This is a genomic window from Azospirillum brasilense (assembly GCF_003349955.1).
GTDB classification, from domain to species: domain Bacteria; phylum Pseudomonadota; class Alphaproteobacteria; order Azospirillales; family Azospirillaceae; genus Azospirillum; species Azospirillum brasilense_B.
The window spans coordinates 1-26233 of sequence record NZ_QLKQ01000090.1 but is presented as its reverse complement, the minus strand read 5'-3'; the positions used below and the strand labels follow the sequence as shown (position 1 = coordinate 26233).

Genomic DNA, 26233 nt, shown 5'->3' with positions numbered 1-26233 from the left:
CGGTGGTGGTGGTGGCTACGGCGGTGGCAGCGGTGGCGGTGGCTACGGTGGCGGCGGCCGCAGCGGCGGCGGCGCCCCGCCCAAGCACGACGACCTGGACGACGAAATCCCGTTCTGAACGAACGGGCAATCGTGGGGGAGGGGGCTTTCCCCCTCCCGTCCTCCACCGGCCGCAGGCCTGTCTTCGCATGATCTGCGCAGGCCGGGCTTGACGGGGAACGCCCGCCAACCGAGATTCCGCGGCGTACGTCCTTCGGATCGAGGAGCAGCCATGGTCCCCCAGCGCCGTCACGTCCTGCGTGCCCTTGCCGCCGTCGCGGTCGGTGGTGGCGCCGCGACCCTGTCGGGTCCCGCCGCGGCGTTCCGCGTGATTCCGAACGACGATCTGAAGGGCGTGCTGGACGAGGGCTGCGGCGCCACCGCCTATCATCGCCGGATGATCGACGAGGCGGTGCAGGCGGCTGGCGTCTCGCTGACGGAGGAGCAGCGCAACACGCTTCTTTCGCAGATCGCCTGTCCGACCTGCCGCTGCCCGCTCAACCAGATCGACAATCCCGCAGCCGGCCTGCGCTTCTAGGAGGCGGCCGAGGCTTCACGCGACGGCGGGCCCGCCCGGCGACCACATCCTTCAGCCCGCGCGGGATGCGGGTGCGGTCGCTCCAGCGCACGGCGATTCCGGCGGCGCGGCATTCCGCCGCCAACTCCCGGCCGTTCTCGTAACGGTGCTGGTCGAGCAGCGGCCAGCCGTCCAGCCCGCGATAATCGAACGGGCGGCCGTCGAGGAAATCCCGGAACCCGTCGAAGAAGCGTGGGTGCAGGACCACCGGCTTCGCCTCGCGCCAGGACCGCGCGCCGTAGAAGCGGTTGTTGGTCACTCCGCTCATTGACGTGATCCCGGACCGGCGCCCGGAGGGGTGTCCAGAACGACCCGGCCCAACCGGTCGAGCAGGGCCGCCGTCGCGCTTGGGCCATGCAGAGTGGCGAGCCGGTCGACCGATTCGACCATCATCGCCCAGGCGACCAACCGGTCGGGTACGCCCTCGTGCCGTCCCTCGGCCCAGAGCGAGCGCACCAGATCCAGCGCCGCCTCGAAACCCGCCGGACCGTCCGGCGCATCCCAATCCTCGATCATCATCCCCCCGTTGCCGCATGTCGCCAAACAGCGTCGGGTATATGTAACGTTATATCATAACATTTAAAAGATCAAAGGATGCTCGCCGGCCAGACCCTGCGGCCCCGTCATGGGACTTTTCGCATGGTCTGGCCGAAGCAGGGATCAGCGCGGGGCGGTGGCGCGGTTCCAGTTGGTGGCGTCCGCCGGATTGCCGGACAGGGGGGCCATGGCCGGAGCCATGGCGGCGGGCGTGGCGAACAGGGCGTCGAACTGGTCGGCGCTCATGCCGGTGAGGACGAGCGCCTGCCGCTCCTCCGAGTAGCGCAGTTGCCCGGAGTCCAGCGTCACATGGCGCTTCACCGGATGGACTGGCGCTCCGCTGGCCACCACGAGCTGGACCGGTTCGCGGGCCGGGGTGAGGACGACGTCCTCGACCGAACCCAGGATGCGGTTCTCGGGAATGGACTGCACCGTCAGCCCGACCAGTTCCAGGGGCGACATCTGCGCCATGGGCCGTTGCGCGGCGCCGGTTTCCGCGCAAGCGGCGAGCGCGGCCAGGGCGCCGACGGCCAGAAGCCGGGTGGCAGGGCGGGGATTGAAGCGTCGATGGTTCATGGGGGCTCCTCCGTCGCGTGGGCGAGGCTATAACGCTGCCGGGGAGCGGAGGGGTTGCGGGGAGAAGCGGAAAAGGGCGCGGCCGAGCCCGGCCACGCCCCTTGCGCCATCAGCCTCTCATGCCCGCGGTACTTCCTTCAGGTGAAGACATAGTCGCGGCCGGACACCAGCCCCACCGCGTCAACGGTCAGCGACGACCCGTCGCGGAACCCGAAGGCCGTGCTGGTGGCGGTGGTGGAGACGGTCAGGTCGGCGGCGGAGAAGCCGCGGAACTCCAGGCGGTCGATCCCCGCTTCGAAATAGGCGATGTCGTCGGTGCCGAAGCCGCCCGGCGCCACGTCGAAGCGGAAGATGTCCGTGGCGCCGTCCCGGTAGCTCACCATGTGGTCGTTGCCGGCGCCGGGCAGAAAGACGTCGGACCCGTCGTCGCGCAGCGTGTCGATCAGCCAATCGTCCCCGGTTCCACCCACCAGCGTGTCGTCGCCGCGCCCGCCCTTCACCGTGTCGTTGCCCGATCCGCCGTCCAGCCAGTCGTTGCCGGCCCCGCCGAACAGCTGGTCGTCGCCCTGGCGCCCATACATGCGGTCGTTGCCCGGATCACCGGCGTAGGGGTCGCCAAGCCAGTCGTTCCCGAGCCCGCCATCCAGATAATCGTTGCCGAGCCCGCCGGAGAGCGAATCATTCCCTCCATTGCCATAGACCGTGTCGGCGGAGTCGGTGCCGAGATAGCGTTCGGCGGCGTTGGTTCCCGAAAACCTGGCCATGGTTGCCTCTCCTCAATGATTAACAAATCGTTAACATCAAGATGGGGGAAGAGAAAGGTAAAAAAACACTTAACGCATCGGTGCCAAATTTTGCCACGGTCCCTTGGGTCTTGTTGCTCTTGTGTTTCGGTGTTGTTTCCAGATTCGAATCTTCGACTGCGTCCCGTCGAAACCCGAACAAGGAAAAAGGCCGATGCCCTGGGCACCGGCCTTTCCTGAAACGGCCTATGGCTGGCCGTCGATCCGTCGGCGCCTTACGCCTGGGTCGGCGTCGGCATGCCGGGAACCGGCTGATCCGCCGGCGGCGGCATCTCCGGAGGGGTGTCGGGATTTTCCGGAACCGGGTAGGGGTCCGGCGTGGTCGGACGGTCCGGCTGCGGGGTGTTCGGGTTGCTCGGCGGCGGCACCTCGGTCGGGCGTTCCGGAGTCATGGGGTCGCTCATGCGGGTGTCTCTTGCGTGGTTGAAAGGGGTGGTGGGGCGCGTCACTCGGCGGCGCGTTCGACGGCCCGTCCGCCGGCCTGGACATCCTGCCCGGCCCCTTCGATCGTGTTGCAGCCGACGAGCAGAGCGGCGAAGGTCAGGACGAAGCTGGCGAGGGCAATCTGGCGGACGGGGAACGGCATGGAGCGGCTCATGATCCCGAACTCCTCAATGGATGCTGTTGCTTCGTCAACGCGCCGCCGCGGGCGTTGGTTCCGGCCCATTCGGCGGATTTGCAACAGGGCGGAAGGACAATAAGCCGCCACTTGACGTGGTACGCCGCAAGGTCAAGATGGCCGGTTCCGCCACCGGCGGTGACAACCCCACACAAGCGACCGACCGTTCGATCATGCCCGACCACGCGATTTCCGCCCCTCTCCTGGCTGACCGTTTGCGCACCCACGCCGGCGAACTGCTGCGGCTGGCCGCCCCGGTCATCGTCTCGCGCGCCGGGCTGGTCGTCATGATGGCGGTCGACACGGCCATCGTCGGCCGCTACAGCGCGCAGGAGCTGGCCTATTACGGGCTGGCCCACCTGCCGGCCAACCTGCTGGTCACCACCGGCGTCGGGCTGATGATGGGCGTGGTGGCGGTGACCGCCTACGCCTTGGGGGCGGGGCAGGACGCCGAGTGCGGGCGCGTCTGGCGCCGGGCGATTCCCTACGCGCTGCTGCTCGGCATCCTCTTCGCTCTGGCCTCGCTGGCCGGGGAGCCCTTCTTCCGGCTGACCGGCCAGTCCGCGGAACTGGCGGCGGGCGGCGGTCGGGTGATGGCGGTGCTCGGCTACGGCATGCCGGGCATGATGCTGTACGTCGCCACCGGATTCTTCCTGGAGGGGCTGAAGAGGCCCATTCCGGGCATGGTGGCGATGATCCTCGGCAATCTCCTGAACGCGCTGCTCGCCTGGATGCTGGTCTGGGGGCATGGCGGATTCCCGGCCCTGGGAGCGGTCGGCTCGGCCTGGGCGACCACGGCGGTGCGCTGGGGGATGGGGCTCGGCCTCGCCTTCTACGCCTGGCACATGAGCGACCACGCCCGCTGGGCGGTGCGCGACCCGGTCCGCGACTGGTGGAGCGGCAGCCGCAGGCAGCGCCATCTCGGCTACGCCGCCGGCATCAGCCTGGGCGTGGAGAGCGGCGCCTTCGCCACGCTGGGCCTGTTCGCCGGGATGATCTCGCCGCTGGCGCTGGGCGCCTACACGGTCGGGCTGAACCTGACGGCGCTGCCCTTCATGGCAGCGGTCGGGCTGGCCTCGGCCACGGCGGTGCGGGTGGGGGTGGCCTATGGCCGGCGCGATCCGCTGGACATGGCGCTGGCCGGCTGGACCGGGCTGGGAGTCACCAGCCTGATCCTGGCCGGAGTCGGGGTGCTCTACCGCTGGATCCCGGAGCCGCTGGCGGCGATCTACAGCGCCGATCCGGAACTGATCGCCGCGGTGGCGCCGCTGATCGCCTTCACCGCCTGGGTCCTGGTGGCCGACGGCGGGCAGGTGGTCATGGCCAACGCGCTGCGCGGGCGCGGCGACGCCTGGGTCCCCACCGCGCTGCACTTCATCTCCTACGCGGTGGTGATGATTCCGGTGTCGGCCTTGCTCGCCTTTGGGTTGGAGCGCGGCGCGCGTGGTCTTTTTGAGGGAATTTTGATCGCCAGTGTGGTATCCGTGACCATCCTTTCGCTGCGCTTCGCGCTGTTGAGCCGCCCCCGTCCTGCCAAGGCCGGAGGCCATTGACCGGCAAAAGGCTGGAAATCGTGGGATTGCCGGAGCGTTGTGTGCACATGCGAAAGCTGATAGGAATTCTTATATTACATGCAGCGGCCCGAAGGGCCGTGCGGACGTGCCCCGTTGAACCTTAAGTGTTGACCTTGAGCGTTGAACAGCAAGCGTTGAACACCGAGCATCGCCGCAGCCCGTAGAATGAGTTTGTCTCCTTGAGCACGACGCCCCTTCCTCCCGCCTCCGACATCGCGCCGGTCACCATCGAAGACGAGATGCGCCGGTCCTATCTCGATTACGCGATGAGCGTGATCGTGAGCCGCGCCCTGCCCGACGTCCGCGACGGGCTGAAGCCGGTGCACCGCCGCATCCTCTACGCGATGAAGGAGGGCGGGTACGATTCGACCAAGCCCTACAAGAAGTCGGCGCGCATCGTCGGCGACGTGATGGGTAAATACCACCCGCACGGCGACAGCGCGATCTACGACGCCATGGTCCGCATGGCGCAGGACTTCTCGATGCGCCTGCCGCTGATCGACGGGCAGGGCAACTTCGGCTCGATGGACGGCGACCCGGCGGCGGCCATGCGCTACACCGAGGCGCGGCTGGCCAAGGCGGCGGAGGCGCTGCTCGACGACATCGACAAGGACACCGTCGATTTCCAGGCCAACTACGACGATTCGGGCAAGGAGCCCACGGTCGTCCCGGCGCGCTTCCCGAATCTGCTGGTCAACGGCGCCGGCGGCATCGCCGTCGGCATGGCGACCAACATCCCCACCCACAATCTGAGTGAGGTGGTGGACGCCTGCTGCGCCTACATCGACAACAACGACGTCACCGACGAAGAGCTGATGGAGTTCGTGCCGGGCCCGGACTTCCCGACGGGCGGCATGATCCTCGGCCGGTCGGGCGTCCGCTCGGCCCTGATGACCGGGCGCGGCTCCGTCATCATCCGCGCCAGGACCGACATCGAAGAGATCCGCAAGGACCGCTTCGCCATCGTGGCGACGGAGATCCCGTACCAGGTCAACAAATCCAAGCTGATGGAGCGCATCGGCGAGGTCGTCAACGACAAGACGATCGAAGGCATCGCCGACCTGCGCGACGAATCGGACCGCGATGGTGTCCGCGTGGTGATCGAGCTGAAGCGCGACGCCGTGCCCGACGTGGTGCTGGCCCAGCTGTTCCGCCACACCCAGCTCCAGACCTCCTTCGGCGTCAACATGCTGGCGCTGAACGGCGGCCGGCCGGAACTGCTGAACCTGCGGCAGATCATCGCCGCCTTCGTCCGCTTCCGCGAACAGGTCATCACCCGGCGCACCGAGTTCCTGCTGGGCAAGGCGCGCGAGCGCGCCCACACCTTGGTCGGTCTGGCCGTCGCCGTCGCCAATCTGGATGCCATGATCGCCCTGATCCGCAGCGCCCCGGACCCCGTCTGGGCGCGCGAGCAGATGATGGAGCGCGAATGGCCGGCGATGGACGTCGCCCCGCTCATCGCGCTGATCGACGAGCCGGGCCGCGGCGTGTCGGAGAACGGCACCTACCGTCTGTCGGAGGAGCAGGCCCGCGCCATCCTCGACCTGCGCCTGCACCGCCTGACCGGGCTGGAGCGCGACCGCATCGGCGCCGAGTTGAAGGACGTCACCGACCAGATCGCCGATTACCTGGAGACCCTGGCCAACCGCGCGAAGCTGTTGGGCATCCTGCGCGACGAGCTGGTGGAGATGAAGGAGCGGTTCGGCACCCCGCGCCGCACCGAGATCCAGGAGCTGGAGTTCGAGGCCGACATCGAGGACCTGATCCAGCGCGAGGACATGGTCGTCACGGTCAGCCAGTCCGGCTACGTGAAACGCGTGCCGCTGTCCACCTACCGCGCGCAGAAGCGCGGCGGCAAGGGGCGGTCGGGCATGTCGATGAAGGCGGAGGACGCGGTCAGCGACCTGTTCGTCGCCAACACCCACACGCCGCTGCTGCTCTTCTCGTCGCGCGGCATGGTCTACAAGCTGAAGGTCTACCGCCTGCCGCTGGGCAACCCGCAGGCGCGCGGCAAGGCCTTCGTCAACCTGCTGCCGCTGATCGACGGCGAAACCATCACCACCGTCCTGCCGCTGCCCGAGGACGAGGCCGTGTGGGCGGACCTGCACGTCGTCTTCGCCACCTCGAAGGGCAACGTGCGGCGCAACCGCCTGTCGGACTTCGCCAACATCCGCTCCAACGGCCTGATCGCCATGAAGCTGGAGGAGGAGGGCGAGCGTCTGATCGCCGTCCGCACCTGCTCCGAGGCCGACGACGTCCTGCTGGCGACCGGCGGCGGCAAGTGCATCCGCTTCGAGGTCGCCGACGTGCGCGTCTTCGCCGGCCGCACCTCGACCGGCGTGCGCGGCATCCGTCTGGCCGACGGCGACGAGGTCATCTCGATGACCACGCTCCACCACGTCGACTCCTCGCCCGAGGAGCGCGCCGCCTTCCTGAAGCGCAAGCGCGAGGAAGGCGTCGACATGGAGGGCGAGGCGGCGCCGGAGGCCGACGAGGTCCCGACCGAGGCCGTAACGCTCAGCACGGAGCGCTACGAGGAGCTGAAGGGCCTGGAGCAGTATGTGCTGACCGTGACCGAGCGCGGCTACGGCAAGCGGACCTCGTCCTACGAGTACCGGGTGACCGGCCGCGGCGGCCAGGGCATCTGGAACATGGAGATGGGCGAGCGCAACGGCTCCATCGTCGCGGCCTTCCCGGTGGAGGACTCGCATCAGGTGATGATGGTCACCAACGGCGGTCAGGTCATCCGCATGCCGATCCACGACGTGCGCATCGCGGGCCGCAAGACGCTGGGTGTCACGCTGTTCCGCGTCGGCGCGGACGAGCGGGTGGTGTCCGTCGCGTCCATCGCGGAGGACGAGGACACCAATGGGAACGGCAACGGTGGTTTGAACGGCGGCGGGACGGCCTCCGTGGATGACTCGCCCGCTGACGATGCGCCCGTTGATGATGCGATTGTGAATGATGCCGCTCCTGGCGACACGCCCGGTGAACCGATCGAATAAGAAGAGGCGGAAGGTACTCCCCATGGCCAAGCGCCGCATCGGTGTCTATCCCGGCACCTTCGACCCGATCACCAACGGGCACATGGACATCATCCAGCGGGCCTCGCGCCTCGTCGATCATCTGATCGTCGGCGTGGCCCGCAACGCCGGCAAGGGTCCGCTCTTCTCGACGGATGAGCGGGTGGCGATGGTCCGGGAGGACGTGACCGCCCTGAACAACGCCGGGGCGAGCATCGAGGTGCGGGCCTTCGACACGCTGCTGATGCATTTCGCGGTCGAGGTGAACGCCACCGTGATCATCCGCGGCCTGCGGGCGGTGTCGGACTTCGAGTACGAGTTCCAGATGGCGGGCATGAACGCCCGCCTGAACCCGAAGATCGAGACCATGTTCCTGATGGCCTCGGAGAAGAGCCAGTTCATCTCCTCCCGTTTCGTCAAGGAGATCGGGCGTCTGGGCGGCGACATCCGCGGCTTCGTCAGCGGCCGCGTGGCCGACCATCTGGCCGAGCGCTTCGCCCTAGAGGCCGGCAACGGCGACGCCAGCAAGCAGATCCAGACGCTCAAACAGTGACGACGGTGGGGTTGGGCGGAGGGCGAAATTTTTGTGCCCTCTGTCCAACCCCGCTGTTGACCGGGGCGTCACCGCCCCCTATGTTGCGCCCCGCATCGGCAACAGGCCGCATGCTTTTTGTGATCCGGTAGCTCAGTCGGTAGAGCACGTGACTTTTAATCATGTGGCCGTGGGTTCGAATCCCACCCGGATCACCATTCCCCCTCAATAGCTTACGCTCCCAGGCGACCGGCCGTTCGAGGCGCGTTCAGACCGCGGTTCAGACTCGCCGTTCTCGGACCGTTTCTCCCGGTGGGCCTGCCTCTTCGTCTGTGCGGCTTCGCTCATGGAGCGTGCTGGCACCATTTGGGCCGCCACGACGTTGCGTGATTTTCTGCGTCCGCCGCCGCCGAGGAGGCCGCCCGCGCCACCGGTACCGCGGGCGAGGCATGGACCCATCGGGATGCGTTCTGTGCCAGTTTCGCCCCTTGACCGCTCACGGTTGCTCACGGTTGGCGCGGTCGATATAGTGTGCACCATCGTCAATATGCAATTGTGGTGGCTGGAGGGTAACGATGTTGCAGGGATTGAACTGGCTACAGGAATGGCATTTGTACTTTGATCAAACAAATTTCATATTCATTGCAAATGAACCGGGTGCGGTAACATCTAAGGACGATCTTTTCGCGCTTATGAAGTCGCGGGATTTCATTCAGAAGTATGTTGATCTAATCGAAGGCCAGGAGATCCGCAACATCGTCGAATTTGGTGTCTTCGAAGGTGGCTCGCTGATCCTCTTCAACTCACTCTTTAAGCCCAAGAAGATTGTGGGAATCGACCTCAAGCTTCCGCTGGAGCACTTGGACGGCTTCATCAAAGAGCGCGGGCTGAACGACAGTGTGTCAGTCCACTACAGCACCAGCCAGTCCGACAACGGAAAGGTTTCAGGCATCTTGGATCGGGAGTTCGGCGGTGAAGCGCTGGACCTTGTGATGGACGATGCCTCCCACCTGTTCGAACACAGCCGCGAGACGTTCATCAACGTTTTCCCGCGCGTCCGGGAGGGCGGCTGGTACGTGATCGAGGACTGGACCGCCGATTACAATGACGGCGCTCCTCTCGCCAACCTTGTTCACAAGATCGTTGACATGGGTGCCGACCACAGGGTGCTGAGCCAGATCGTCATCAACGCCAATTTCGTGGCCGTCCGGAAGGGCAAGGCCCAGGTGACAGCCGCCGATCTTCGCGACAGACTTGCCTGATCGGAAAGGGCTCCTTCCGGCCCGCCGCACACCAATGACCATCAAGGCCGCCCCCGAGGCGGCCTTTTTGATGCCCGGAGTTTTTGATGCCCGGAGACATCCATCCCGACGCCATGCCCCTCATCCGTCACTTCGAAGGGCGTCAACTGCGGGCCTGCCTGTGCCCGGGCGGCGTATCGACGGTCGGCTGAGGCTTTTCGGCAAACCGCTCCGTGGCGGGCTGCAGGGGATGGGGTACCGCCCCCGGCTGCCGACCGATCAACCGGCCGATTAGCCAACCGATGAAAAGGATCTTGCGGCCGACCCATGGTGTCACTCCGGCGGTGAGCCGGAACCTTCGGCCAACTTGCGGTGTTGCTTGGCGGCAGCGTCAAGAGGGGGAGTCGCCGGCATGAACCGAGCCACCGATCCGCACGCCGACACCATGAGTGGCGTCGCGGCGGGCACAACAGCAAGCACCGCACCCGAACCCCACACCCTGGCCGACACCCCGGCACCGCCGTCCGGCCGGCGTGGAACGGACCGGCGTGGGACGGATGAGATCGAGCAGGATATCAACGCCATCCGCGGCCGCATGGACGCGGTTCTCGACGAGATCGAGTTCCGCCTGTCACCCGGCCAGATGTCGGGTGGCGTCATCGAGGTGGTGCGGGACGTGGTCGAGGGAAACCCGTCGCGCATCGCCCGCGCCATCCGCTCGAACCCCTGGCCGCTGGCTCTGGTGGCGGCGGGCGCCTTGTGGTTCGCCTGGACCGTGTCGCGCACGCCGGACGTCGAGCCCACCGTCTCGGGAGCCACTGAGGGGCGGGTCGCCGACGGGACGACCCAGGACGTGCTGAGCGTTCTGGTCGCCGCGTGCCGGCAAGGCGCCACCGGATTCCGTCAGGCCGAGATGGTTCTGCGCGATCCCGATCTGACGGCGCGGCTGACGCAGGTCGCCAGCCAGTTCGACCGCAGCGCCGCCGCCCTGGAGGCGGAGTTGGTGCGCCGCGGCGGCGGCCGCGATCTGCGGGCGCCCGTCCACGCGGTGTGGCGCGAACTGGACGGCGAGCTGGGCGGTGCGCGGACGCGCGGCGGGCTGCTCCGCGGTCTGGAAAGCGGTGTCGAGGGAACGCTCGGGCTGTTCCGCAACAGTCTGCACGAAGAGCTTCCCGAGGAGCTGATGGTGATCGTCGGCGCCCATTTCCACGAGATCGAGACGGTGCGCCACCGTGTCGGCGCCCTGCGCGAAGCGGTCGCGTGAGGGAGGGAACATGCTGGGGCTGAGCCGACGCCACCGCAACGAGCATCCGCGCGTCGGGATGGAGGGACGGGGACGGTCGGCGGCCCGGCCGTCCGACATTCCCAAGGCGGGCTGGAAGGACATCCTCTGGCGCACCTGGGAGGAGCAGGGCAAGGACAACATCTCCATCGTGGCGGCGGGGGTGGCCTATTACGCCCTGTTCGCCATCTTCCCGGCCATCGCCGCGCTGGTGTCGCTGTACGGACTCGTCTTCGACCCGGCGGGGGTCGAGCAGCAGGTCAACCAGCTGGCCGGCCTGCTGCCGCCGGAGGCGCTGAACGTGCTGCGCGATCAGGCGCGCAACGTGGCGTCGGCGCCGCAGGAGGGGCTCGGCTTCGGTGTCCTGTTCGGCCTCATCCTGACGCTGTGGAGCGCGTCGCGCGGCACCAATTCCCTGATCACCGCCCTGAACATCGCGTACGGCGAGGAGGAACGGCGCAGCTTCCTCTGGCTCGCCGGCCTGTCGCTGGTGCTGACACTGGCCGGGCTGGTCTTCGTGATCATGACGCTGGCGCTGATCGTGGCGGTTCCGGCGGCCATCAATTTCCTCGGCCTGCGGGACACCCCGATCGCCTGGGCCGCCAGCCTCGCGCGTTGGCCCATCCTGGCGGTGGCGATCGTGCTGGCGCTCGCCGTGCTCTACCGCTACGGACCGGACCGGCGGCAGCCGAAATGGCGCTGGGTCACCTGGGGATCGGCCATCGCCACGGCGCTGTGGATCATCGCCTCGGTGGGCTTCTCGGTCTATGTCTCGAACTTCGGCAGCTACAACCAGACCTACGGCTCGGTCGGGGCGGGCGTGGTGCTGCTGCTGTGGTTCAACCTGACCTCCTACGTGATCCTGATGGGGGCGGAGTTGAACGCGGAGATCGAGCATCAGACCGCCCGCGACACCACGGAGGAGGACGGGCGCGGTCCGAAGCCGATGGGGCATCGGGACGCCTATGTCGCCGACACGGTGGGGAGGCGCCGAGCCTAGCGCGGTCGAGCAGCGCTGTCCCGGCCCGGCGTCCCGACGGTCAGCGGCTGCCGCAGCTTTGAATGACGCCGTCGACCCGGCGGGCGCCGTCCGCGTTCAGGCGGTCGTGGACGAAGTCGGACCACAGGCCGGCCCGGTTCAGATCGTCGGCCACGCAGCGGCAGGTGGCGGTGCAGTGCGCCATCTCGCCGCCGCCGCTGGTGCAGGTCGCGACGCAGGAGGTCTGGAAGCTGCGGATGTCCGCCGGGTCGGCGCCGATGCCCATCGCCAGCAAGGACAGCAGGCCGAACAGCACGGGCTGGTGGAGCAGATAAACCGCCAAGCTGTGGCGTCCGGCCCAGGCGAACCCGCGCCCGGCCGCCCCGCCCGGAGTCCCCGCCGGGCCGGGCCGCCACAGGCGACCCAGCGCCATCCCGAACAGAAAGCCGCCGAACCAGGGAAAGAGCGGCACGTAGTCGTTCGATTCCGGCGCGAAGGTCATCAGCCCGATCCAGCGCAGCCAAGGCTCGTCGAACAGCGGAAGGGCGACGGTCTCGCCCAGCGCGATCACCGCCACGCCGAGCAGCAGAAGCGCCGGCCAGGACAATCGCAGCAGCGCGAGGCCGAGAAGGCTAGCCACCGCCATATGGTGCAGCACGCCGAAGACGATCGGGCTGTCCGGAAACATCGCCAGCGACACCGCCGACACGCCGAGCGCGGCCAGGACGAGCAGGGCGAAGCGCCGCAGGAAGCGGCGCCGGTCGATGCCACCCTCCGCCGCCAGGACGAGGCTGAGGCCCGACAGGATCAGGAAGCTGCCGAGGATGCCGGTGCGCGCGGCCAGCCACAGCGGATCGCCGAACAGGTCGAAATCGGCCAGCCCCAAATAGGTCAGGTCCCAGGAGCCGTGATAGAGGGCCATGGCGAGCAGCGCCACGCCGCGCGCCGTGTCGACGACGCCGACGCGCCGCGCCGTCCTGGTCGCCGGGGCCACCGACGCGGGTGAGGGTGGGAGGATGGGCATGGGCGTGACTTTTGCCGGAACGGCGCGCCGCTGTCCACCGCCGCCCGCCGGCAAAGGCTGATCGGGCAAAGGCCTGTCAGGACGCCATGGTCTGGGTCAGAGCCAGCCGGGCCGTGGTGCCCTGTCCGCGCGCCCCGGTCATGCTGAAGCTTCCGCCGATCTGGGCGGCCAGTGAACTGACGATTTTCAGGCCGAGGCTGGAGGGGCGCGTCAGGGTGAAGCCGTCGGGAAGACCCGCTCCGTCGTCGCGCACCGTCAGCACCAGTTCCCCGTCGTCGGCGCGCAGATCGACGGCGATCCGTCCGGCCTCGCCGTCGGGAAAACCATGCTCCAGGGCATTGCTGACCAGTTCGGCAACGATCAGGGCCAGCGGGATCAGGGTGTCCGGCGGCAAGTCGGCCTCGGCGGCGCGGACCGTGCAGTCGATCCGCTCCGCTCCGGAGGTGTTCAGGATGTCATGGCACAGCTCGCGCAGGAACGGCTCCATATCCATCGGTCCGTCATGGGGAGCGTGAAGCCGGCGGTGCAGGCGGCCCAGGGTGGACAGCCGTCCGGCGGCCTCCTCCAGCGCGCGGCGGGCTTCGGGGTCCTTGACCTTGGACCTCTGGATCGCGATCAGCGACGAGGCGAGCTGGAGGTTGTTGGAGACGCGGTGCTGAAGCTCGCTGAACATCACTTGGGTCTGCTGGGTCAGGCGGGCGCTGCGGTTGCGCTCCTCCGCCAGCCGCTCCAGCGCCACGTTCATGATGTGGATCACGGCGATGTCCACCGCCACGACCAGCCCGAAGAAACCCAGCGCCAGCGCACTTCCGGGCTTCAGGTCGAGCGAATGGCTGGTGCCGAGGAAGAAGTACCAGGAGGCCAGACCGCTCAGCAGCGCCGTCAGGATGCCCGGCCACAGCCCGGCGAGGAAAGTGGTGACGATGACCGCCGGGAAGAAGGTCAGAAAGGGAAAACCCGCCGGAAGCCGGTCGTCCAGGGCAAGACGCGCCACCAGGGCGACGGCAAAGGTCGCCAACGCGAACATGAACCCCAAACCCTTGTGCCCGCGCAACCGGGAGAGCTTGGCAAGAGTCATATGCGGCGGTCGTCCGTTTCGGAAGCAGGGGAACGGACGATGCCGTCCGCGGGGAGGAGCGTCTACGATATGGAGATTCGTATGCGAACGCACCGCCTTTTATGCGGGTGCTTGGCAAATTAAGTTCGATCTTCGTGGGGTTTGTCCAGCACTTGGCCGTGGGTCTCAGATGGCGGTCACGGATTTGCGGACATCAGCGCATTGACTCAGCAGGGACGCCATCGAGCGTTGTGCGGCGATGCGGGTGGCGGCGTCCAGGGACTGCCGGGCCGCGGTGATGTTCCCCTGGTCGGCCAACCCGCGGGCCAGCGCGAGTCGCGCCCAGGCTTCGTCCCCCCCTTGTCCGGCGTCCGCGGCTTTTTCGGCGGCGTCGCGGGCGTTGCGGACGGCGTCCTCCGTCTGGCCGGACAACAAGGCGGCTTCGGCGATCCAGATCAGGATTTGCGGCTCGTGGCGCCGGATGCCGAGCATCCGCGCATGCTCCCGGCTGCCCAGCAGCAGGGACGCCCCGTCGTTGAGCGCTCCGGTGCGGACCAGCGCATACCCCAGCGCACCAAGGACGAGGGGTTGGCAGACGTGCAGGCGGATCGTCTCGGTGATGGCGACGGCCTGCTTCAACGGTGCCACCGCCATGGCGTAGCGCTGCGCGGTCAGCGCGGCCCAGCCGAGATGCAGGCAGGCCAGGGCGCGGGACGCGGCGTGGCCGTCATCCTCCGCCCGAGCCAACGCGGCACGGGCCAGCCGCAGCGCTTCCTCCGGATCGCCCAACTCCGCCCGGCAACGCGCCCGGTGCGCGGCGATGCAGACCGGCGCCAACGCGGTCGGGCCATGAAGGCGGCACGTTTCTCCGCGCGTCGCCAACGCTGCGGCGGCCCGCAGAACGATGTCGGCCTGGCGGAAGCGGCCCTCTTCGGTCAAGCCACGGCCCAGCTTGATGAGCGTTTGCATCTGCTGATGGGGGCTCTGGGATTCCCGCCAGAGCTTCAGCGCCCTCATGCCCGTCCGCCGGGCTGCCGGCAGATTGCCGCCGGCCCAGCGCAGGGCGGCCAGAAGCGACAGGGCGCGCGCGACGCGCGGCCGGTCCCCGAGGCCCTGAGCAAGCGCCAGGGCTTTCTCCGCCGCCTTCAGGGCGCCGCCGTCCGGTGGCGGTTGGGTGCGGGCCAGAGCGGTCCATGCGTCGATCCGGCGTTGCGCGTGCCTTCGGGTTTCCGGCAACCGGTCGAGCGCTTCCAGCGCGTCCATGTAGTGACGGGCGGCGTCGGCGGGGCGGCAGTCCGCCTCCGCCCGTCGTCCGGCGTGCCGCGCGCAGGCGCAGGCCAGCGCCCATTCGCCGGCCAACGGAGCGTGATGGGCCATCCATTCGATCCGTTCCGGCCGCCGGTCGCAGCGCAAAGCCTCCAGCAGGGCGGCGTGCGGCGTCGGATCATCCTCGTCGGCGTCGACGAGGACGGCCGGTCCACCTTGCGGCTCCGGCAGGACGATGCGCCGGGCCGCACCGGGGGGCGTCCAACCGCCGAGCCGAACGCGCGGCGCGGGGGAGCGGATGGTCAGCAGGCACAGCCGCGCGTCCTCGACGGCGTTGCTCAGCGCGTCCAGCAGGGGCATCGTCAACCCGCGCGCCCACTGGGCGTTTTCGACCACGATCAGGATCGGGCGTTCGTAGCACAGGTCCAGAAGGGCGGCGGCCAGCCCCTCCACCTGGAATTCCGCCCTCTGCGTGCCGTCCAGCCCCTGCCAGAGCGGATGGATCGATGGAAGCCCCAACAGGCCGCGCACCGCCTCTCCGGCCAGCTCGCCGCCGCCGCGTTCGGCGGCCAGGGCGATGCATCGCCGGGCTTCGTCCGGAGAACCATCGGCCAGGGACGGGAGGCTGACGGCCACCGCTTCGAGATCGTCGGGACCGCCCAGCGGCGGCAACCGGGACTGGGGCCAGCGCAGGACGCCGAAACCGGCGGCGGCGGGGCTGCGGGCAAGCGCCGCGATCAGGCGGTCGGCATCATCGTCCGCGGCGGTCAGGGCGAGGACGGACCCGACGCCTTCCTCGGCCTGACGCAGGGCGTCCGCGACCGCCGCCAGCGCACGCCGGAACGCGGCGCCTTCGGGTGGCGCCCCGGCATCATCCTGAGCGACGGACCGCGGCTGCGCCATCGGTTTCCCCGTGGTGTTGGTCCTGTGGAACGCGCATCCCGTTCCGGCATGCCAAAGCATGCGGAAAGACAATGACAGATTTCGCGTTGGATGGCCTGTGCTTCTTTTGGCGATGCGGCCGACGGATCGGAGGCATACTGCCGCACGGCCCTTGGCATGCCGCTGCGTCCGGAAAGAGAAACGGCGCCGCGGATGTCCGGGCGCCGTTCGTTGCCGCATGAGGCTTCCGCAACCTTTCCGAAGGTCTTGACCGGAAGGCTCGATGTCCTTCCGGTTGCGCCTCCGGTGCCGTGTCAGCGCTTCACGGCGATGCCTTCCACCTGCGACACGTCACGGACCGCGCCGCGGTCGGCGCTGGTGGTCAGGGCGGCGTAGGCGCGCAGCGCCGGGGAGACGACGCGGTTGCGGTTGGCCGGTTTCCAGGCGTCGGCGCCCTTGGCGTTCTCGGCGTCGCGGCGGCGCTGCAACTCCTCGTCGGACAGGGCGAGGTTGATCTTGCGGTTGGGGATGTCGATCTCGATCCGGTCGCCGTCCTGGACGAGACCGATGGCGCCGCCCTGCGCCGCTTCCGGCGAGGCGTGGCCGATCGACAGGCCCGAAGTGCCGCCGGAGAAGCGGCCGTCGGTGACCAGGGCGCAGGCCTTGCCCAGCCCCTTCGACTTCAGGTAGCTCGTCGGATAGAGCATCTCCTGCATGCCGGGACCGCCGCGCGGGCCTTCGTAGCGGATGACCACCACGTCGCCCGCCTTGACCGTGTCGCCCAGGATAGCCTCGACCGCCGCGTCCTGGCTTTCGAAGACGCGGGCCGGGCCGGCGAAGACGAGGTTGGAGGCGTCCACGCCCGCCGTCTTCACGATGCAGCCCTTCTCGGCGATGTTGCCGAACAGCACGGCGAGGCCGCCGTCCTTGCTGAAGGCGCTGTCGACGGAGCGGATGACGCCCTTGTCGCGGTCGAGATCCAGATCCGGCCAGCGCTTCTCCTGGCTGAAGGCGATGGTCGTCGGGATTCCGCCGGGGGCGGCCTTGAACATGGTGTGGACGCCCTCGTCCTGGGTGCGCTTGACGTCCCAGCGGTCCAGCGCGTCGCCCAGCGTCTTGGCGTGGACGGTCGCGACGTCGCGGTTGAGCAGCCCGCCGCGGTCAAGCTCGCCCAGGATGCCGAAGATGCCGCCGGCCTTGTGCACGTCCTCGATGTGGACGTCGGACACCGCCGGGGCGACCTTGCAGACGTTGGGAACGCGGCGCGACAGCCGGTCGATGTCGGCCATGGTGAAGGGCACCTGCCCCTCCTGCGCGGCGGCCAGCAGGTGCAGCACCGTGTTGGTCGAGCCGCCCATGGCGATGTCGAGCGTCATGGCGTTCTCGAACGCCTCGAAGGTGGCGATGCCGCGGGGCAGGGCGGCGGCGTCCTCCTCCTGGTACCAGCGGCGGCACAGCTCCACCGCCATGCGGCCGGCGGCCAGGAACAGCTCCTTGCGGTCGGCGTGGGTCGCCAGGATCGTGCCGTTGCCGGGCAGCGAGAGGCCCAGCGCCTCGGTCAGGCAGTTCATCGAATTGGCGGTGAACATGCCGGAGCAGGAGCCGCAGGTCGGGCAGGAGCCGCGCTCCATGACCGCCGCCTCCTCGTCGGTCACCGTCGGGTCGGCGGCGGCGACCATGGCGTCGATCAGGTCCACGGCCTTGGTCTTGCCGCGCCAGTTGACCTTGCCGGCCTCCATCGGGCCGCCCGATACGAAGACCGCCGGGATGTTCAGCCGCATGGCGGCCATCAGCATGCCGGGGGTGATCTTGTCGCAGTTGGAGATGCAAACCAGCGCGTCGGCGCAATGGGCGTTTGCCATATATTCGACGGCGTCGGCGATCAGCTCGCGCGAGGGCAGGCTGTAGAGCATGCCGTCGTGGCCCATGGCGATGCCGTCGTCCACCGCGATGGTGTTGAACTCCTTGGCGACGCCGCCGGCCTTCTCGATCTCGCGGGCGACGAGCTGGCCCAGATCCTTCAGGTGGACGTGCCCCGGCACGAACTGGGTGAAGGAGTTGGCGATCGCGATGATCGGCTTGCCGAAATCGCCGTCCTTCATGCCCGTCGCGCGCCACAGGCCGCGGGCGCCCGCCATGTTGCGGCCGTGCGTGGAAGTGCGGGAGCGATAATGCGGCATGTCTCTACCTCAGGGATCGAACATTGCGTGCGGATGCGCAGGGGCAGCAACACTAGCAATCCCGAAGGGCGGAAACCAGACCTCTCGTTCCCTTTTCCGCCCCATTTTCCGTCCTGCGGGGCATGGGAGCTTTGCGGAGAACGGGGAGGGGACGCGCCCCGCCCCCTCAGCCGCGCGAAGCGTCCCGGCGCGACGCCTTGCCCGGCTTTCCGCTGGCGGCCCCGCCGCGGGAGATCTGGCCGCCGGTCTTGGTCGTGCCGGTCTGCTCGGTCCGTCCGGCGGCCACCGCCGACAGGTTCTCCGCTGCCGCCCGCGTGCCGCCGGCGCGAGCGGCCTTGTTGGGCGTGGCTTTGGGTTTCGTGGGGACCGGCTTCGCCGCGGTCGGCTTCGAACGCCGTTTCGGTGAGGCATCCGACGCGCCGCTTTCCGTCTCCTCGCTTTGCCGCTCGGCGCGAATCTCGTCGTCGACCTCGGCTTCGGCCTGGGCCCAATGCTCGTCATGCCGGCCGTCGGGGCGGCCATCCCGTTCCCAGATGTCGTGGGCGCGGCGGCGAACACGTTCGGCCCGATCCTGGCCCGGCTTCTCGGTCATGGGGCTGCCTCCTCCTGGTCATGGCGGGTCGCGGGCCGGGCGAGTCGAAGGCCGGCCTGTCCGTCACAACGCCGGAGAGCGGCGGTGGTTTCCGGACATCCGGAAAGCGCGGGCCAAAAGACGGAACCAGAGGACGGAGGACGTACCGTCAGCGGCTTTCCTGTCCGACGAACCGGCTTTCGAAGCGGGCGGCGTCGGAAGGGGCCAACGCCACATGCACGTGGGCCTGCCCGTTCTCGTCCCGGCGGTCGAGCACCTGCCCGTGCTCGTACAGCCACGCCAGGGCGCGCCCGTCCGCGAGGTTCACACTCAACTCCAGCACCTGCCGCCCGGCGGACACGCGGCGGTCCAGCAGATCCAGCAGGTCGTCGAGACCCTCGCCGGTCAGGGCGGACACGGCGACGGCGCGCTCCTCCCCTTCCATCATCCGCTGGTTGGCGAGCCGCATGTGGAGCGCGCCGCGGGCGGTCGCGGGCATCTGGTCGGTCTTGTTCAGCACCTCCACCACCCGCGGGTCGTTGGCCGCGTCGATCCCGAGGTCGGCCAGCACCGAATCCACGTCCGCCTTCTGCGCCGCCGTATCGGGGTGCGAGACGTCGCGGACGTGCAGGATCAGGTCGGCGGCCTGCACCTCCTCCAGCGTCGCGCGGAAGGCGGCGACGAGCTGCGTCGGCAATTCCGACACGAAGCCCACCGTGTCCGACAAGGCCATGGCTTTGCCGGAGGACAGGGCGATCCGGCGGACCGTGGGGTCGAGCGTGGCGAACAGCATGTCCTCGGCGGTGACGCCGGCGCCGGACAGCCGGTTGAACAGGGTGGATTTGCCGGCGTTGGTGTAGCCGACCAGCGCCACCAACGGCGTGCCGCCGCGCTGCCGGGCGGAGCGGTGCAGCTTGCGCGTCCGCCGCACCTCCTCCAGGTCCGACTTCAGGCGGGTGATGCGCTCGGCGATCAGGCGGCGGTCGAGTTCGAGCTGGCTTTCGCCGGGCCCGCCCAGGAAGCCGAAGCCGCCGCGCTGCCGCTCCAGGTGGGTCCAGGACCGCACCAGCCGCGAGCGCTGGTAGGTCAGGGCCGCCAGTTCGACCTGCAACTGGCCCTCGCGGGTGTGGGCGCGCTCACCGAAGATCTCCAGGATCAGGCCGGTGCGGTCGATCACCTTGGCCATGAAGCGGCGTTCCAGGTTGCGCTGCTGGACCGGGCTGAGCGGATGGTCGATCACCACCAGATCGGCGTGAAAGGCCTCCACCATGCCGCCGATCCGCTCGGCGGTCCCGCGCCCGAACAGGGTGGCGGGGTCGGGACGGGCGACGCGGATCACCTCGGCGTGCGGCACCTCCAGGCGGATGGCCTGGGCCAGCGCGATCGCTTCGGAGAGCCGGGCGTCGGGCTGGCGCGCCGCGGCGTTTCCATCGTCGGGCGTGGGCAGGACCGGCAGGATGACCAGCGCGCGGCCGGCGGAGGGCGGCGCGGCGCCGTCGGGATCATGCCCCGGGGCGCTGCGGGAAACGGAGGCGGCGGAACGGGGTGACGGGCGGTCGTCGGAATCAGGCATCGGGCTGGCACCGTTCCTATGCAAGGGGAGTGATCGATCAAGAGTTGCAGGTCCGCAAAAAACAGCGCGCCGCTGCCGCGGTTCCAAAACCGTCCGGAATCGTGCAAAAACCGCTGGCGTGTAACCTCTGGACATACTCCGATCATGTCATCCCCGGACCGCGGCGCCACGTCACCCCGTATGGTCATGCCCAACCGCTCCGCCCAGGCGCCCGGCGCCGGCCTCCTGGACCGCTGGCCCTGGTGGGGGCTGTGCGCGGCGCTGGCGGCGGTCATGGTGGTATCGGCTCTGGCGATCGGCTTCCGCACCCCCTACTGGTCGCACGCCGACCAGGATCTGGTGCTGGCCTATCACGGGCTGCTGTTCAACGAGGGGCTGCCCCAAGAGTATTTCGACCATCCCGGCTACACCTATTTTCTGGTGATCGAGGTCTGGTACCGGCTGCTGCACGGGCTGGGGCTGATGCCGGTCGTCACCCTGTCGGGTCTGCCGCCGGCCGCCGACACCGCCGCCTACACCGCCGCCTGGCAAAATCTGGTGGAGGCCGGGCGGGCGCTGTCCATCCTCATCACAACGACCTTCGCGCTGGTCTACGCCAACCTCCTCCGCGCGCTGGTCGGCGACCGGCGGGTGGCCTTCCTGGCCGCCGTGGTGATGGCCTTCGGCATCGGCCTGTCCACCCAGGCGCGGCAGATGCGCACCGACCTTCTGTCGGCCTCCTTCGTGGTCACGGCCCTTCTCCTGGTTCTGGTCGCCGTCCGCACCGCGCCGGGCTGGCGGCCGCTTCTGCTGCTCGGGCTGGCCGGTCTACTGGCCGGGCTGGCGGTGGTGACGAAGATCCAGGCGATCTTCCTGGCGCTGGGCATTCCCGTGGTCGCGCTGGCCTTCGGGCGCCGCTTTACCGGGCAGGGCGGTCCCCGCTGGATCGCCACCGGCCTTCTGGGGCTGGCGGCGGCTGCCGCGGCGCTGCCCGCGGCGGCGCTGATCCAGCACGGCATCGCCAGCGCCGGCCAGTCGCTCTATCCCTACCGCCCGGTCGGCGGCGGGCTGTCGGGAGTCTATCAGGGGATCATCGTCGGCTGGGTCGTTCTCGGCATGGCCGTCTACGCGGCGGTGTGGCGGGTGCGCCTGTCCTACGCGGTGGCGGCCATGGCGGCGGTCGCGCTGGGGCTGGCGCTCGGCGTGCTCGCCCTGATGATCCGTCCGCAAGAGCAGAACGTCATCGCCGTCGCCAACCTGATCGAGCACATGTTCGTCTTCACCACTTGGAAGCATCAGGCGGCGCTCCAGGGGCAGGAGCAGGTGCTCTCCGACGGGCTGGTGACGCTGCTGGCGAAGGGGCTGTGGCGCACGCTGGCGATCCGCACCATCGTTTTCCATCCCGACAACATCCCGCAGACCGTGGTGGTGGAGTGGTTCATCATCGGCGGCTGCGTCGTCCTGTGGCGCCGGGGGGAGCGGGTGGCGGCGGCGCAGGCGGCGCTTCTCCTGCTGGTCGCCTGGGGGCTGGAGACGCTGTTCTCCCTGCGCGGTTTCCAGCGGGCCTACGCCGCCTACACCGACCCGCTGATGGGGCTGGCCGCGGCCTGGGTGCTGCTGCGCCTGCCCGGACTTCTGGAGCAGGCCCGGACGCGGCGCTGGATCGTCGGCACGGTGGCGCTGGTGGTCGTGGTCGCCCAGGTCTGGCCGGCCATCGAGGCCATCCGCCTGCCTAACCCCGCCGGCCAGTGCGGCTGGATTCCAACCTATATGAAGCACGTCGAGCCCTTCCCCTTCTGCCGCCCTGGTTGAGGTGCGGCGCGGGAGTCCCACATCATGGGGGAGAGGCTGACCACGAGGTTCGACCCCATGGACGACACCGCCGACACCCGCTGGAAGACCGATCCCGACGCCCCCGACGCCCCCGACGCCGTGGGGAACACCGTGGGTGGGGGAGGGACCGACGAACTGGACCAGCGGGTGGCCGCCGCGGCGATGCGGCTCGCCGCCGGGCAGGGCTGGCGCGGCACCGGCCTGCTGGCCATCGCGCGGGCGGCGGGGGTGCCGCCGGACGTCTTCTACCGCCGCTTCCCCGACCGGTCCGACGTGCTGGCCGCGGTGTCGCGGGTCGCCGACACGGCGGTCCTCGCCGACGACGCTCCGGCCGGTCCAGACGAGAGCGCCCGCGATCGGCTGTTCGACGTGATGATGCGCCGCTACGACGCGCTGCTGCCCTACCGGGACGGGCTGCGCTCGGTCGTCCGCGATCTGAAACGGGAACCGCTCACCGCCCTGGCCTTCTCCCGCCATTTCGGGCGGTCAATGGCCTGGATGCTGCGCGCCGCGGGGGTGGAGGCCGACCGCACCGGCGGCGCTCTCCTGGTGGCCGGGCTCGGCGCGGTGCAGGCGCGGGTCATGCGCGTCTTCCTGGAGGACGACAGCGCCGACCTGTCGCGGACCATGGCGGCGCTCGATTCGGAGCTTCGGCGGGCGGAGCGCTGGGCTGGGGCATTACGCCGCAGATCCGGTGGAGGCCCTCCATCCGAATCCCATACGGAGCCGCAGGGCGCCCGGCAACCGGCTGAGGAAACGGCCACGGAACCAGGAAGCGCGTCCGCTGGTTGAGGTTCCATGAGCCGCGGTGTAGCCCCTGGTGCGACGCACAAGGGCGTTGACTATCTTTTTGGCAATCTGCATAGTCGCGCCACAGGTTTGCTGCGTCGCAGCATGCCGAATGAATCCTTTCGTCGGGGGTGAGAACCATGGCCAAGCAGACCGGTAACCCGTTCCTCGAATTCGACCTGTCCAAGATGCTGGGTGAGTACAAGGTGCCCGGCCTCGACGTCGAGTCGATCCTGGCGAGCCAGCGCAAGAACATCGAGGCGGTGACCGCCGCCAACCAGCTCGCGATCGAGGGTCTGCAGGCCGTGCTCCGCCGCCAGGCCGAGATCGTCCGCTCCTCCGTCGAGGAGGCCGGCACCTATGTGAACCAGGTCGCCGCCGCCGGCACGCCGGAAGAAAAGGCCGCCAAGCAGGCCGAACTGGTCAAGGTCGCCTTCGAGAAGGCCCTGTCGAACATCAAGGAACTGGCCGAGCTGGTCGCCAAGTCCAACACCGAGGCCGCCGACGTGCTGTCCAAGCGCGTGTCGGAGAGCCTGGACGAGGTCAAGGCCGCCATCGCCAAGAAGTAAGCCTTTCTCCCACCGGGGAGATGCGCTGCAAAGGGCCGCCCACCGGGGCGGCCCTTTCGCGTTTCGGCTTCGGCGCCACCAATGCTAGCCTTGCCCGCGGCGATTGAAACCGTGACGACCGCAACAGGGCAGGGACGAAACCCGTGACCATCAGCTACGACGATTTCCTGAAGGTGGACATCCGCGTCGGCACCATCACCGCGGCGGAGCCCTTTCCCGAGGCGCGCAAGCCGGCCTACAAGCTGACCATCGATTTCGGGCCGGAGATCGGCAGCCGGCGCAGTTCCGCCCAGATCACCCGCCACTACACGCTCGACGAGCTGGTGGGGCGGCAGGTGCTGGGGGTGGTGAATTTCCCGCCCAAGCGCATCGGTCCCTTCACCAGCGAGGTCCTGTGCCTGGGCCTGCCCGATGCGGAGGGCGAGGTGGTGCTGGTCGGGCCGGGGCAGGGCGTGCCCGACGGCGGGCGCCTGTACTGAGGCTGCAAACGGCAAAAGGGCCGGGAGGCATCGCCGTCCCGGCCCTTTTGTTTTGGGGCGAAGCGCCTTACTCGGCGCGCTCGATGGAGCCCCAGAGGTCGTATTCGTCGGCGTGCTCGATGGTCACGTCCACCATGTCGCCCGGCTTGACGTTCGTCTCGCCGTTCAGGAAGACGTTGCCGTCGATCTCCGGCGCGTCGGCGTAGGAGCGGCCGATGGCGCCCTCCTCGTCGACCTCGTCGATGAGGACGCCCAGCGTGAAGCCGACCTTCTGCTGAAGCCGTTCGGCGCTGATCGCCTTCTGGGTCTCCATGAAGCGCTCCCAGCGCTCCTGCTTGATCTCTTCCGGAACGGCGCCGGGCAGATCGTTGGCGGTGGCGCCCTCGACCGGCTCGTACTTGAAGCAGCCGACGCGGTCGAGCTGCGCTTCCTTCAGCCAGTCCAGCATGAACTGGAAGTCCTCCTCCGTCTCGCCGGGGAAGCCGGTAATGAAGGTGGAGCGCAGAACCAGATGCGGGCATTCCTGCCGCCACTTCCGAATGCGGTCGAGCTGCTTCTCCTGGGCCGCCGGGCGGCGCATCGCCTTCAGGACGGTGGGGGAGGCGTGCTGGAACGGGATGTCGAGGTAGGGGAGGATGCGGCCCTCCGCCATCAGCGGGATCACCTCGTCCACATGCGGGTAGGGGTAGACGTAGTGCAGGCGCACCCAGACGTCGAAATTCGCCAGCTCGCGACAGAGATCGATGAAGCGGGCCTTCACCTTGCGCCCGTACCAGTCCTCTTCCGCGTACTTGCGGTCGACGCCGTAGGCGCTGGTGTCCTGGGAGATGACCAGCAGCTCCTTGACGCCGGCGGTCGCCAGCTTCTCCGCCTCGCGCAGGACCGAGACGACCGGACGGCTGACCAGATCGCCGCGCAGGCTGGGGATGATGCAGAAGCTGCAGCGGTTGTTGCAGCCCTCGGAAATCTTCAGATAGGCGTAGTGGCGCGGGGTCAGCCGCAGCCCTTCCGGCGGCACCAGATCGGTGAAGGGGTCGTGGATCGGCGGCACGGCGTCGTGCACGGCGTTGACCACCTGCTCGTACTGGTGGGGGCCGGTGACGGCCAGCACGTCCGGATGGACCTGCCGGATCATGTCCGATTCCACACCCATGCAGCCGGTCACGATGACCCGGCCGTTTTCCTTGATCGCCTCGCCGATGGCCTCGAGCGATTCCTTCTTGGCGGAATCGAGGAAGCCGCAGGTGTTGACCAGAACGACATCCGCGCCGTCGTAGGACGGCGAGATCTCGTAGCCTTCGGCGCGCAGCCGGGTGAGGATGCGCTCGGAGTCGACGAGCGCTTTGGGGCATCCCAGGCTGACGATCCCCACCTTGGGGGAGGAGGCCGGGTTGGTCTTGAAACCGGGAATGGACGGGGGCGTGCTGGTCATGGCGCGCATATATAGGCGAGTCGCGGCACAACGCCAGACAAAACGCGCGGCGCAGCCCTGACCCGGGGTGGTGGGTGCCCTGCGTTGTCTCCGCACCGGTCCGGTGAACCGGACGGCGCCACAGGGGGGTGCGACACCTTGTGCTGGATGAGGTTTAAGGTCAATGTTTCGTTTACGGTCCCAATGACGTAGTGTGCGCCGCGTCGTCGGGGGTGGGGGAGTCGTAGACTTGCCTACTGGGGTATGTTAGTTTTGTAATCATATAGTCTCTGCATCGTACAGACTCGTTGCCGGCTTCTTTGCTGCGGTGCGGGTCATTTTTTTGGCAACTGTCGAGACCCCGCTGCCATGTCGAAAAGCCCCCAGTCCCTGGCATCGGCGCAGGCGATCGCCGAGGTCATGATGCACATCGGTCACATCGCCGACAGCATGGGCTATACGCAGGGCTTGAAGCCGTCGCAGTGGACGGCGCTGCGCTACTTCGCGCGCGCCAACGACAGCCAGCGGACGGTGTCGGCCTTCGCGGACTTCCACGCGACGACCCGCGGCGCGGCATCCCAGATGGTCGAGGTTCTGGTGACGAAGGAATTGCTGACGCGCGTCCCGGTGCCGGAGGACCGCCGCGTCGTGCAGCTTCACCCCACGGAGAAGGCGCTGGCGCTTCTCGAATACGACCCGCTGAAGGATTTCGCCGCGGTCATCGCGGCCCTGCCGGGGCCGGAGCAGTTCCAACTGGCGGATCTGCTGTCGCGCGTGCTCAAGGGGTTGCTCAGCCAGCGGGCGTAGGGAGCGAAGGCGCTTGCCCCCTCCCTAGCCC

At 68.6% G+C, this 26233-nt stretch carries 25 protein-coding genes and 1 tRNA gene; 13 read left to right on the top strand and 13 right to left on the bottom strand.

Features of this window, described 5'->3' with window-relative positions:
* The first annotated feature begins 271 nt into the window (after positions 1 to 271).
* A complete protein-coding gene (locus DXK32_RS27730; protein WP_114861456.1) occupies positions 272 to 577 on the top strand; it encodes a hypothetical protein in 306 nt (101 codons plus the stop codon).
* Here the strand turns inward: DXK32_RS27730 and DXK32_RS27725 are convergent.
* The 6 genes from DXK32_RS27725 to DXK32_RS27700 all read right to left on the bottom strand — a co-directional run bounded on the left by DXK32_RS27725 (position 537) and on the right by DXK32_RS27700 (position 3130).
* A complete protein-coding gene (locus DXK32_RS27725; protein WP_114861455.1) occupies positions 537 to 884 on the bottom strand; it encodes a hypothetical protein in 348 nt (115 codons plus the stop codon). The two genes, DXK32_RS27730 and DXK32_RS27725, sit on opposite strands and share 41 nt — an antisense overlap.
* On the bottom strand, positions 881 to 1135 hold the full coding sequence (locus DXK32_RS27720; protein WP_114861454.1) for a hypothetical protein: 255 nt from the start codon (positions 1133 to 1135) through the stop codon (positions 881 to 883). The genes DXK32_RS27725 and DXK32_RS27720 overlap by 4 nt, the downstream gene beginning before the upstream one ends.
* Positions 1136 to 1276: 141 nt before the next feature.
* On the bottom strand, positions 1277 to 1729 hold the full coding sequence (locus tag DXK32_RS27715) for a hypothetical protein (RefSeq protein WP_114861453.1): 453 nt from the start codon (positions 1727 to 1729) through the stop codon (positions 1277 to 1279).
* A 137-nt stretch (positions 1730 to 1866) separates the two neighbouring features.
* Positions 1867 to 2493, bottom strand: coding sequence for a calcium-binding protein (locus DXK32_RS33560; protein WP_114861452.1), 627 nt, complete (start codon positions 2491 to 2493; stop codon positions 1867 to 1869).
* A gap of 254 nt (positions 2494 to 2747) precedes the next feature.
* Positions 2748 to 2936 (bottom strand): hypothetical protein, encoded by a 189-nt coding sequence (locus DXK32_RS27705; protein ID WP_014197260.1) that lies wholly within the window; start codon positions 2934 to 2936, stop codon positions 2748 to 2750.
* A 41-nt stretch (positions 2937 to 2977) separates the two neighbouring features.
* Complete coding sequence (locus DXK32_RS27700; RefSeq protein WP_014197259.1) at positions 2978 to 3130, bottom strand: entericidin A/B family lipoprotein; 153 nt, start codon at positions 3128 to 3130, stop codon at positions 2978 to 2980.
* 137 nt (positions 3131 to 3267) lie between these two features.
* On the opposite strand from DXK32_RS27700, the gene DXK32_RS27695 reads away from it, so the two are divergent.
* The 7 genes from DXK32_RS27695 (at position 3268) to DXK32_RS27665 (ending at position 11803) form a co-directional block, all read left to right on the top strand.
* Positions 3268 to 4704, top strand: coding sequence for an MATE family efflux transporter (locus DXK32_RS27695; RefSeq protein ID WP_114861458.1), 1437 nt, complete (start codon positions 3268 to 3270; stop codon positions 4702 to 4704).
* A gap of 200 nt (positions 4705 to 4904) precedes the next feature.
* Positions 4905 to 7730, top strand: a complete 2826-nt coding sequence (gene gyrA / locus DXK32_RS27690; RefSeq protein WP_114861451.1) for a DNA gyrase subunit A — start codon at positions 4905 to 4907, stop codon at positions 7728 to 7730.
* Between the two features lie 22 nt (positions 7731 to 7752).
* Positions 7753 to 8301: a pantetheine-phosphate adenylyltransferase gene (coaD, locus tag DXK32_RS27685; RefSeq protein WP_014197255.1), complete on the top strand. Its 549-nt coding sequence runs from the start codon at positions 7753 to 7755 to the stop codon at positions 8299 to 8301.
* Between the two features lie 121 nt (positions 8302 to 8422).
* Positions 8423 to 8498, top strand: a tRNA-Lys gene (locus DXK32_RS27680).
* Between the two features lie 357 nt (positions 8499 to 8855).
* Positions 8856 to 9542 (top strand): class I SAM-dependent methyltransferase, encoded by a 687-nt coding sequence (locus DXK32_RS27675; protein ID WP_114861450.1) that lies wholly within the window; start codon positions 8856 to 8858, stop codon positions 9540 to 9542.
* Positions 9543 to 9933: 391 nt separating this feature from the next.
* Positions 9934 to 10785: a DUF3618 domain-containing protein gene (locus DXK32_RS27670; RefSeq protein ID WP_114861449.1), complete on the top strand. Its 852-nt coding sequence runs from the start codon at positions 9934 to 9936 to the stop codon at positions 10783 to 10785.
* 10 nt (positions 10786 to 10795) lie between these two features.
* The gene (locus DXK32_RS27665) at positions 10796 to 11803 is read left to right on the top strand and encodes a YihY/virulence factor BrkB family protein (protein ID WP_114861448.1); all 1008 of its coding nucleotides are present in this window, start codon (positions 10796 to 10798) and stop codon (positions 11801 to 11803) included.
* A gap of 40 nt (positions 11804 to 11843) precedes the next feature.
* Here DXK32_RS27665 and DXK32_RS27660 read toward each other — a convergent pair whose 3' ends face one another.
* The 6 genes from DXK32_RS27660 to hflX all read right to left on the bottom strand — a co-directional run bounded on the left by DXK32_RS27660 (position 11844) and on the right by hflX (position 20335).
* Positions 11844 to 12806 carry a DUF1624 domain-containing protein gene (locus DXK32_RS27660; RefSeq protein ID WP_114861447.1) on the bottom strand — a complete coding sequence of 321 codons (963 nt, stop codon included), beginning with the start codon at positions 12804 to 12806 and terminating at the stop codon, positions 11844 to 11846.
* A gap of 76 nt (positions 12807 to 12882) precedes the next feature.
* Complete coding sequence (locus DXK32_RS27655) at positions 12883 to 13833, bottom strand: sensor histidine kinase (protein ID WP_114861446.1); 951 nt, start codon at positions 13831 to 13833, stop codon at positions 12883 to 12885.
* 216 nt (positions 13834 to 14049) lie between these two features.
* Positions 14050 to 16032 carry a hypothetical protein gene (locus DXK32_RS27650; protein WP_114861445.1) on the bottom strand — a complete coding sequence of 661 codons (1983 nt, stop codon included), beginning with the start codon at positions 16030 to 16032 and terminating at the stop codon, positions 14050 to 14052.
* 293 nt (positions 16033 to 16325) lie between these two features.
* Positions 16326 to 18191, bottom strand: coding sequence for a dihydroxy-acid dehydratase (gene ilvD / locus DXK32_RS27645; protein ID WP_114861444.1), 1866 nt, complete (start codon positions 18189 to 18191; stop codon positions 16326 to 16328).
* Between the two features lie 166 nt (positions 18192 to 18357).
* Entirely contained in the window at positions 18358 to 18783 is a 426-nt protein-coding gene (locus DXK32_RS27640; protein ID WP_114861443.1) for a DUF2934 domain-containing protein, read from the bottom strand.
* Between the two features lie 148 nt (positions 18784 to 18931).
* Positions 18932 to 20335 carry a GTPase HflX gene (hflX, locus tag DXK32_RS27635; protein ID WP_114861442.1) on the bottom strand — a complete coding sequence of 468 codons (1404 nt, stop codon included), beginning with the start codon at positions 20333 to 20335 and terminating at the stop codon, positions 18932 to 18934.
* A 144-nt stretch (positions 20336 to 20479) separates the two neighbouring features.
* Between hflX and DXK32_RS27630 the strand changes: the two genes are divergently transcribed.
* The 4 genes from DXK32_RS27630 (at position 20480) to DXK32_RS27615 (ending at position 23984) form a co-directional block, all read left to right on the top strand.
* Entirely contained in the window at positions 20480 to 22126 is a 1647-nt protein-coding gene (locus tag DXK32_RS27630) for a phospholipid carrier-dependent glycosyltransferase (protein WP_247877375.1), read from the top strand.
* A 24-nt stretch (positions 22127 to 22150) separates the two neighbouring features.
* Positions 22151 to 22939: a TetR family transcriptional regulator gene (locus tag DXK32_RS27625; protein WP_247877374.1), complete on the top strand. Its 789-nt coding sequence runs from the start codon at positions 22151 to 22153 to the stop codon at positions 22937 to 22939.
* Positions 22940 to 23076: 137 nt separating this feature from the next.
* Entirely contained in the window at positions 23077 to 23505 is a 429-nt protein-coding gene (locus DXK32_RS27620) for a phasin family protein (protein WP_035676200.1), read from the top strand.
* Between the two features lie 143 nt (positions 23506 to 23648).
* Entirely contained in the window at positions 23649 to 23984 is a 336-nt protein-coding gene (locus DXK32_RS27615; RefSeq protein WP_114861440.1) for a tRNA-binding protein, read from the top strand.
* Between the two features lie 67 nt (positions 23985 to 24051).
* On the opposite strand, the gene rimO is transcribed toward DXK32_RS27615, so the two are convergent.
* Positions 24052 to 25416: a 30S ribosomal protein S12 methylthiotransferase RimO gene (rimO, locus tag DXK32_RS27610; RefSeq protein WP_205215847.1), complete on the bottom strand. Its 1365-nt coding sequence runs from the start codon at positions 25414 to 25416 to the stop codon at positions 24052 to 24054.
* A gap of 348 nt (positions 25417 to 25764) precedes the next feature.
* On the opposite strand from rimO, the gene DXK32_RS27605 reads away from it, so the two are divergent.
* On the top strand, positions 25765 to 26202 hold the full coding sequence (locus DXK32_RS27605; protein WP_094302447.1) for a MarR family winged helix-turn-helix transcriptional regulator: 438 nt from the start codon (positions 25765 to 25767) through the stop codon (positions 26200 to 26202).
* Positions 26203 to 26233 lie beyond the last annotated feature (31 nt).

Excerpts from the sequence above, each read along its gene's own strand:
- DXK32_RS27730 (WP_114861456.1), top strand. The coding sequence starts at position 272 with ATGGTCCCCCAGCGCCGTCACGTCCTGCGTGCCCTTGCCGCCGTCGCG.
- DXK32_RS27725 (WP_114861455.1), bottom strand. The coding sequence starts at position 884 with ATGAGCGGAGTGACCAACAACCGCTTCTACGGCGCGCGGTCCTGGCGC.
- DXK32_RS27720 (WP_114861454.1), bottom strand. The coding sequence starts at position 1,135 with ATGATGATCGAGGATTGGGATGCGCCGGACGGTCCGGCGGGTTTCGAG.
- DXK32_RS27715 (WP_114861453.1), bottom strand. The coding sequence starts at position 1,729 with ATGAACCATCGACGCTTCAATCCCCGCCCTGCCACCCGGCTTCTGGCC.
- DXK32_RS33560 (WP_114861452.1), bottom strand. The coding sequence starts at position 2,493 with ATGGCCAGGTTTTCGGGAACCAACGCCGCCGAACGCTATCTCGGCACC.
- DXK32_RS27705 (WP_014197260.1), bottom strand. The coding sequence starts at position 2,936 with ATGAGCGACCCCATGACTCCGGAACGCCCGACCGAGGTGCCGCCGCCG.
- DXK32_RS27700 (WP_014197259.1), bottom strand. The coding sequence starts at position 3,130 with ATGAGCCGCTCCATGCCGTTCCCCGTCCGCCAGATTGCCCTCGCCAGC.
- DXK32_RS27695 (WP_114861458.1), top strand. The coding sequence starts at position 3,268 with ATGGCCGGTTCCGCCACCGGCGGTGACAACCCCACACAAGCGACCGAC.
- coaD (WP_014197255.1), top strand. The coding sequence starts at position 7,753 with ATGGCCAAGCGCCGCATCGGTGTCTATCCCGGCACCTTCGACCCGATC.
- DXK32_RS27675 (WP_114861450.1), top strand. The coding sequence starts at position 8,856 with ATGTTGCAGGGATTGAACTGGCTACAGGAATGGCATTTGTACTTTGAT.
- DXK32_RS27670 (WP_114861449.1), top strand. The coding sequence starts at position 9,934 with ATGAACCGAGCCACCGATCCGCACGCCGACACCATGAGTGGCGTCGCG.
- DXK32_RS27665 (WP_114861448.1), top strand. The coding sequence starts at position 10,796 with ATGCTGGGGCTGAGCCGACGCCACCGCAACGAGCATCCGCGCGTCGGG.
- DXK32_RS27660 (WP_114861447.1), bottom strand. The coding sequence starts at position 12,806 with ATGCCCATCCTCCCACCCTCACCCGCGTCGGTGGCCCCGGCGACCAGG.
- DXK32_RS27655 (WP_114861446.1), bottom strand. The coding sequence starts at position 13,833 with ATGTTCGCGTTGGCGACCTTTGCCGTCGCCCTGGTGGCGCGTCTTGCC.
- DXK32_RS27650 (WP_114861445.1), bottom strand. The coding sequence starts at position 16,032 with ATGGCGCAGCCGCGGTCCGTCGCTCAGGATGATGCCGGGGCGCCACCC.
- ilvD (WP_114861444.1), bottom strand. The coding sequence starts at position 18,191 with ATGCCGCATTATCGCTCCCGCACTTCCACGCACGGCCGCAACATGGCG.
- DXK32_RS27640 (WP_114861443.1), bottom strand. The coding sequence starts at position 18,783 with ATGACCGAGAAGCCGGGCCAGGATCGGGCCGAACGTGTTCGCCGCCGC.
- hflX (WP_114861442.1), bottom strand. The coding sequence starts at position 20,335 with ATGCCTGATTCCGACGACCGCCCGTCACCCCGTTCCGCCGCCTCCGTT.
- DXK32_RS27630 (WP_247877375.1), top strand. The coding sequence starts at position 20,480 with ATGTCATCCCCGGACCGCGGCGCCACGTCACCCCGTATGGTCATGCCC.
- DXK32_RS27625 (WP_247877374.1), top strand. The coding sequence starts at position 22,151 with ATGGGGGAGAGGCTGACCACGAGGTTCGACCCCATGGACGACACCGCC.
- DXK32_RS27620 (WP_035676200.1), top strand. The coding sequence starts at position 23,077 with ATGGCCAAGCAGACCGGTAACCCGTTCCTCGAATTCGACCTGTCCAAG.
- rimO (WP_205215847.1), bottom strand. The coding sequence starts at position 25,416 with ATGACCAGCACGCCCCCGTCCATTCCCGGTTTCAAGACCAACCCGGCC.
- DXK32_RS27605 (WP_094302447.1), top strand. The coding sequence starts at position 25,765 with ATGTCGAAAAGCCCCCAGTCCCTGGCATCGGCGCAGGCGATCGCCGAG.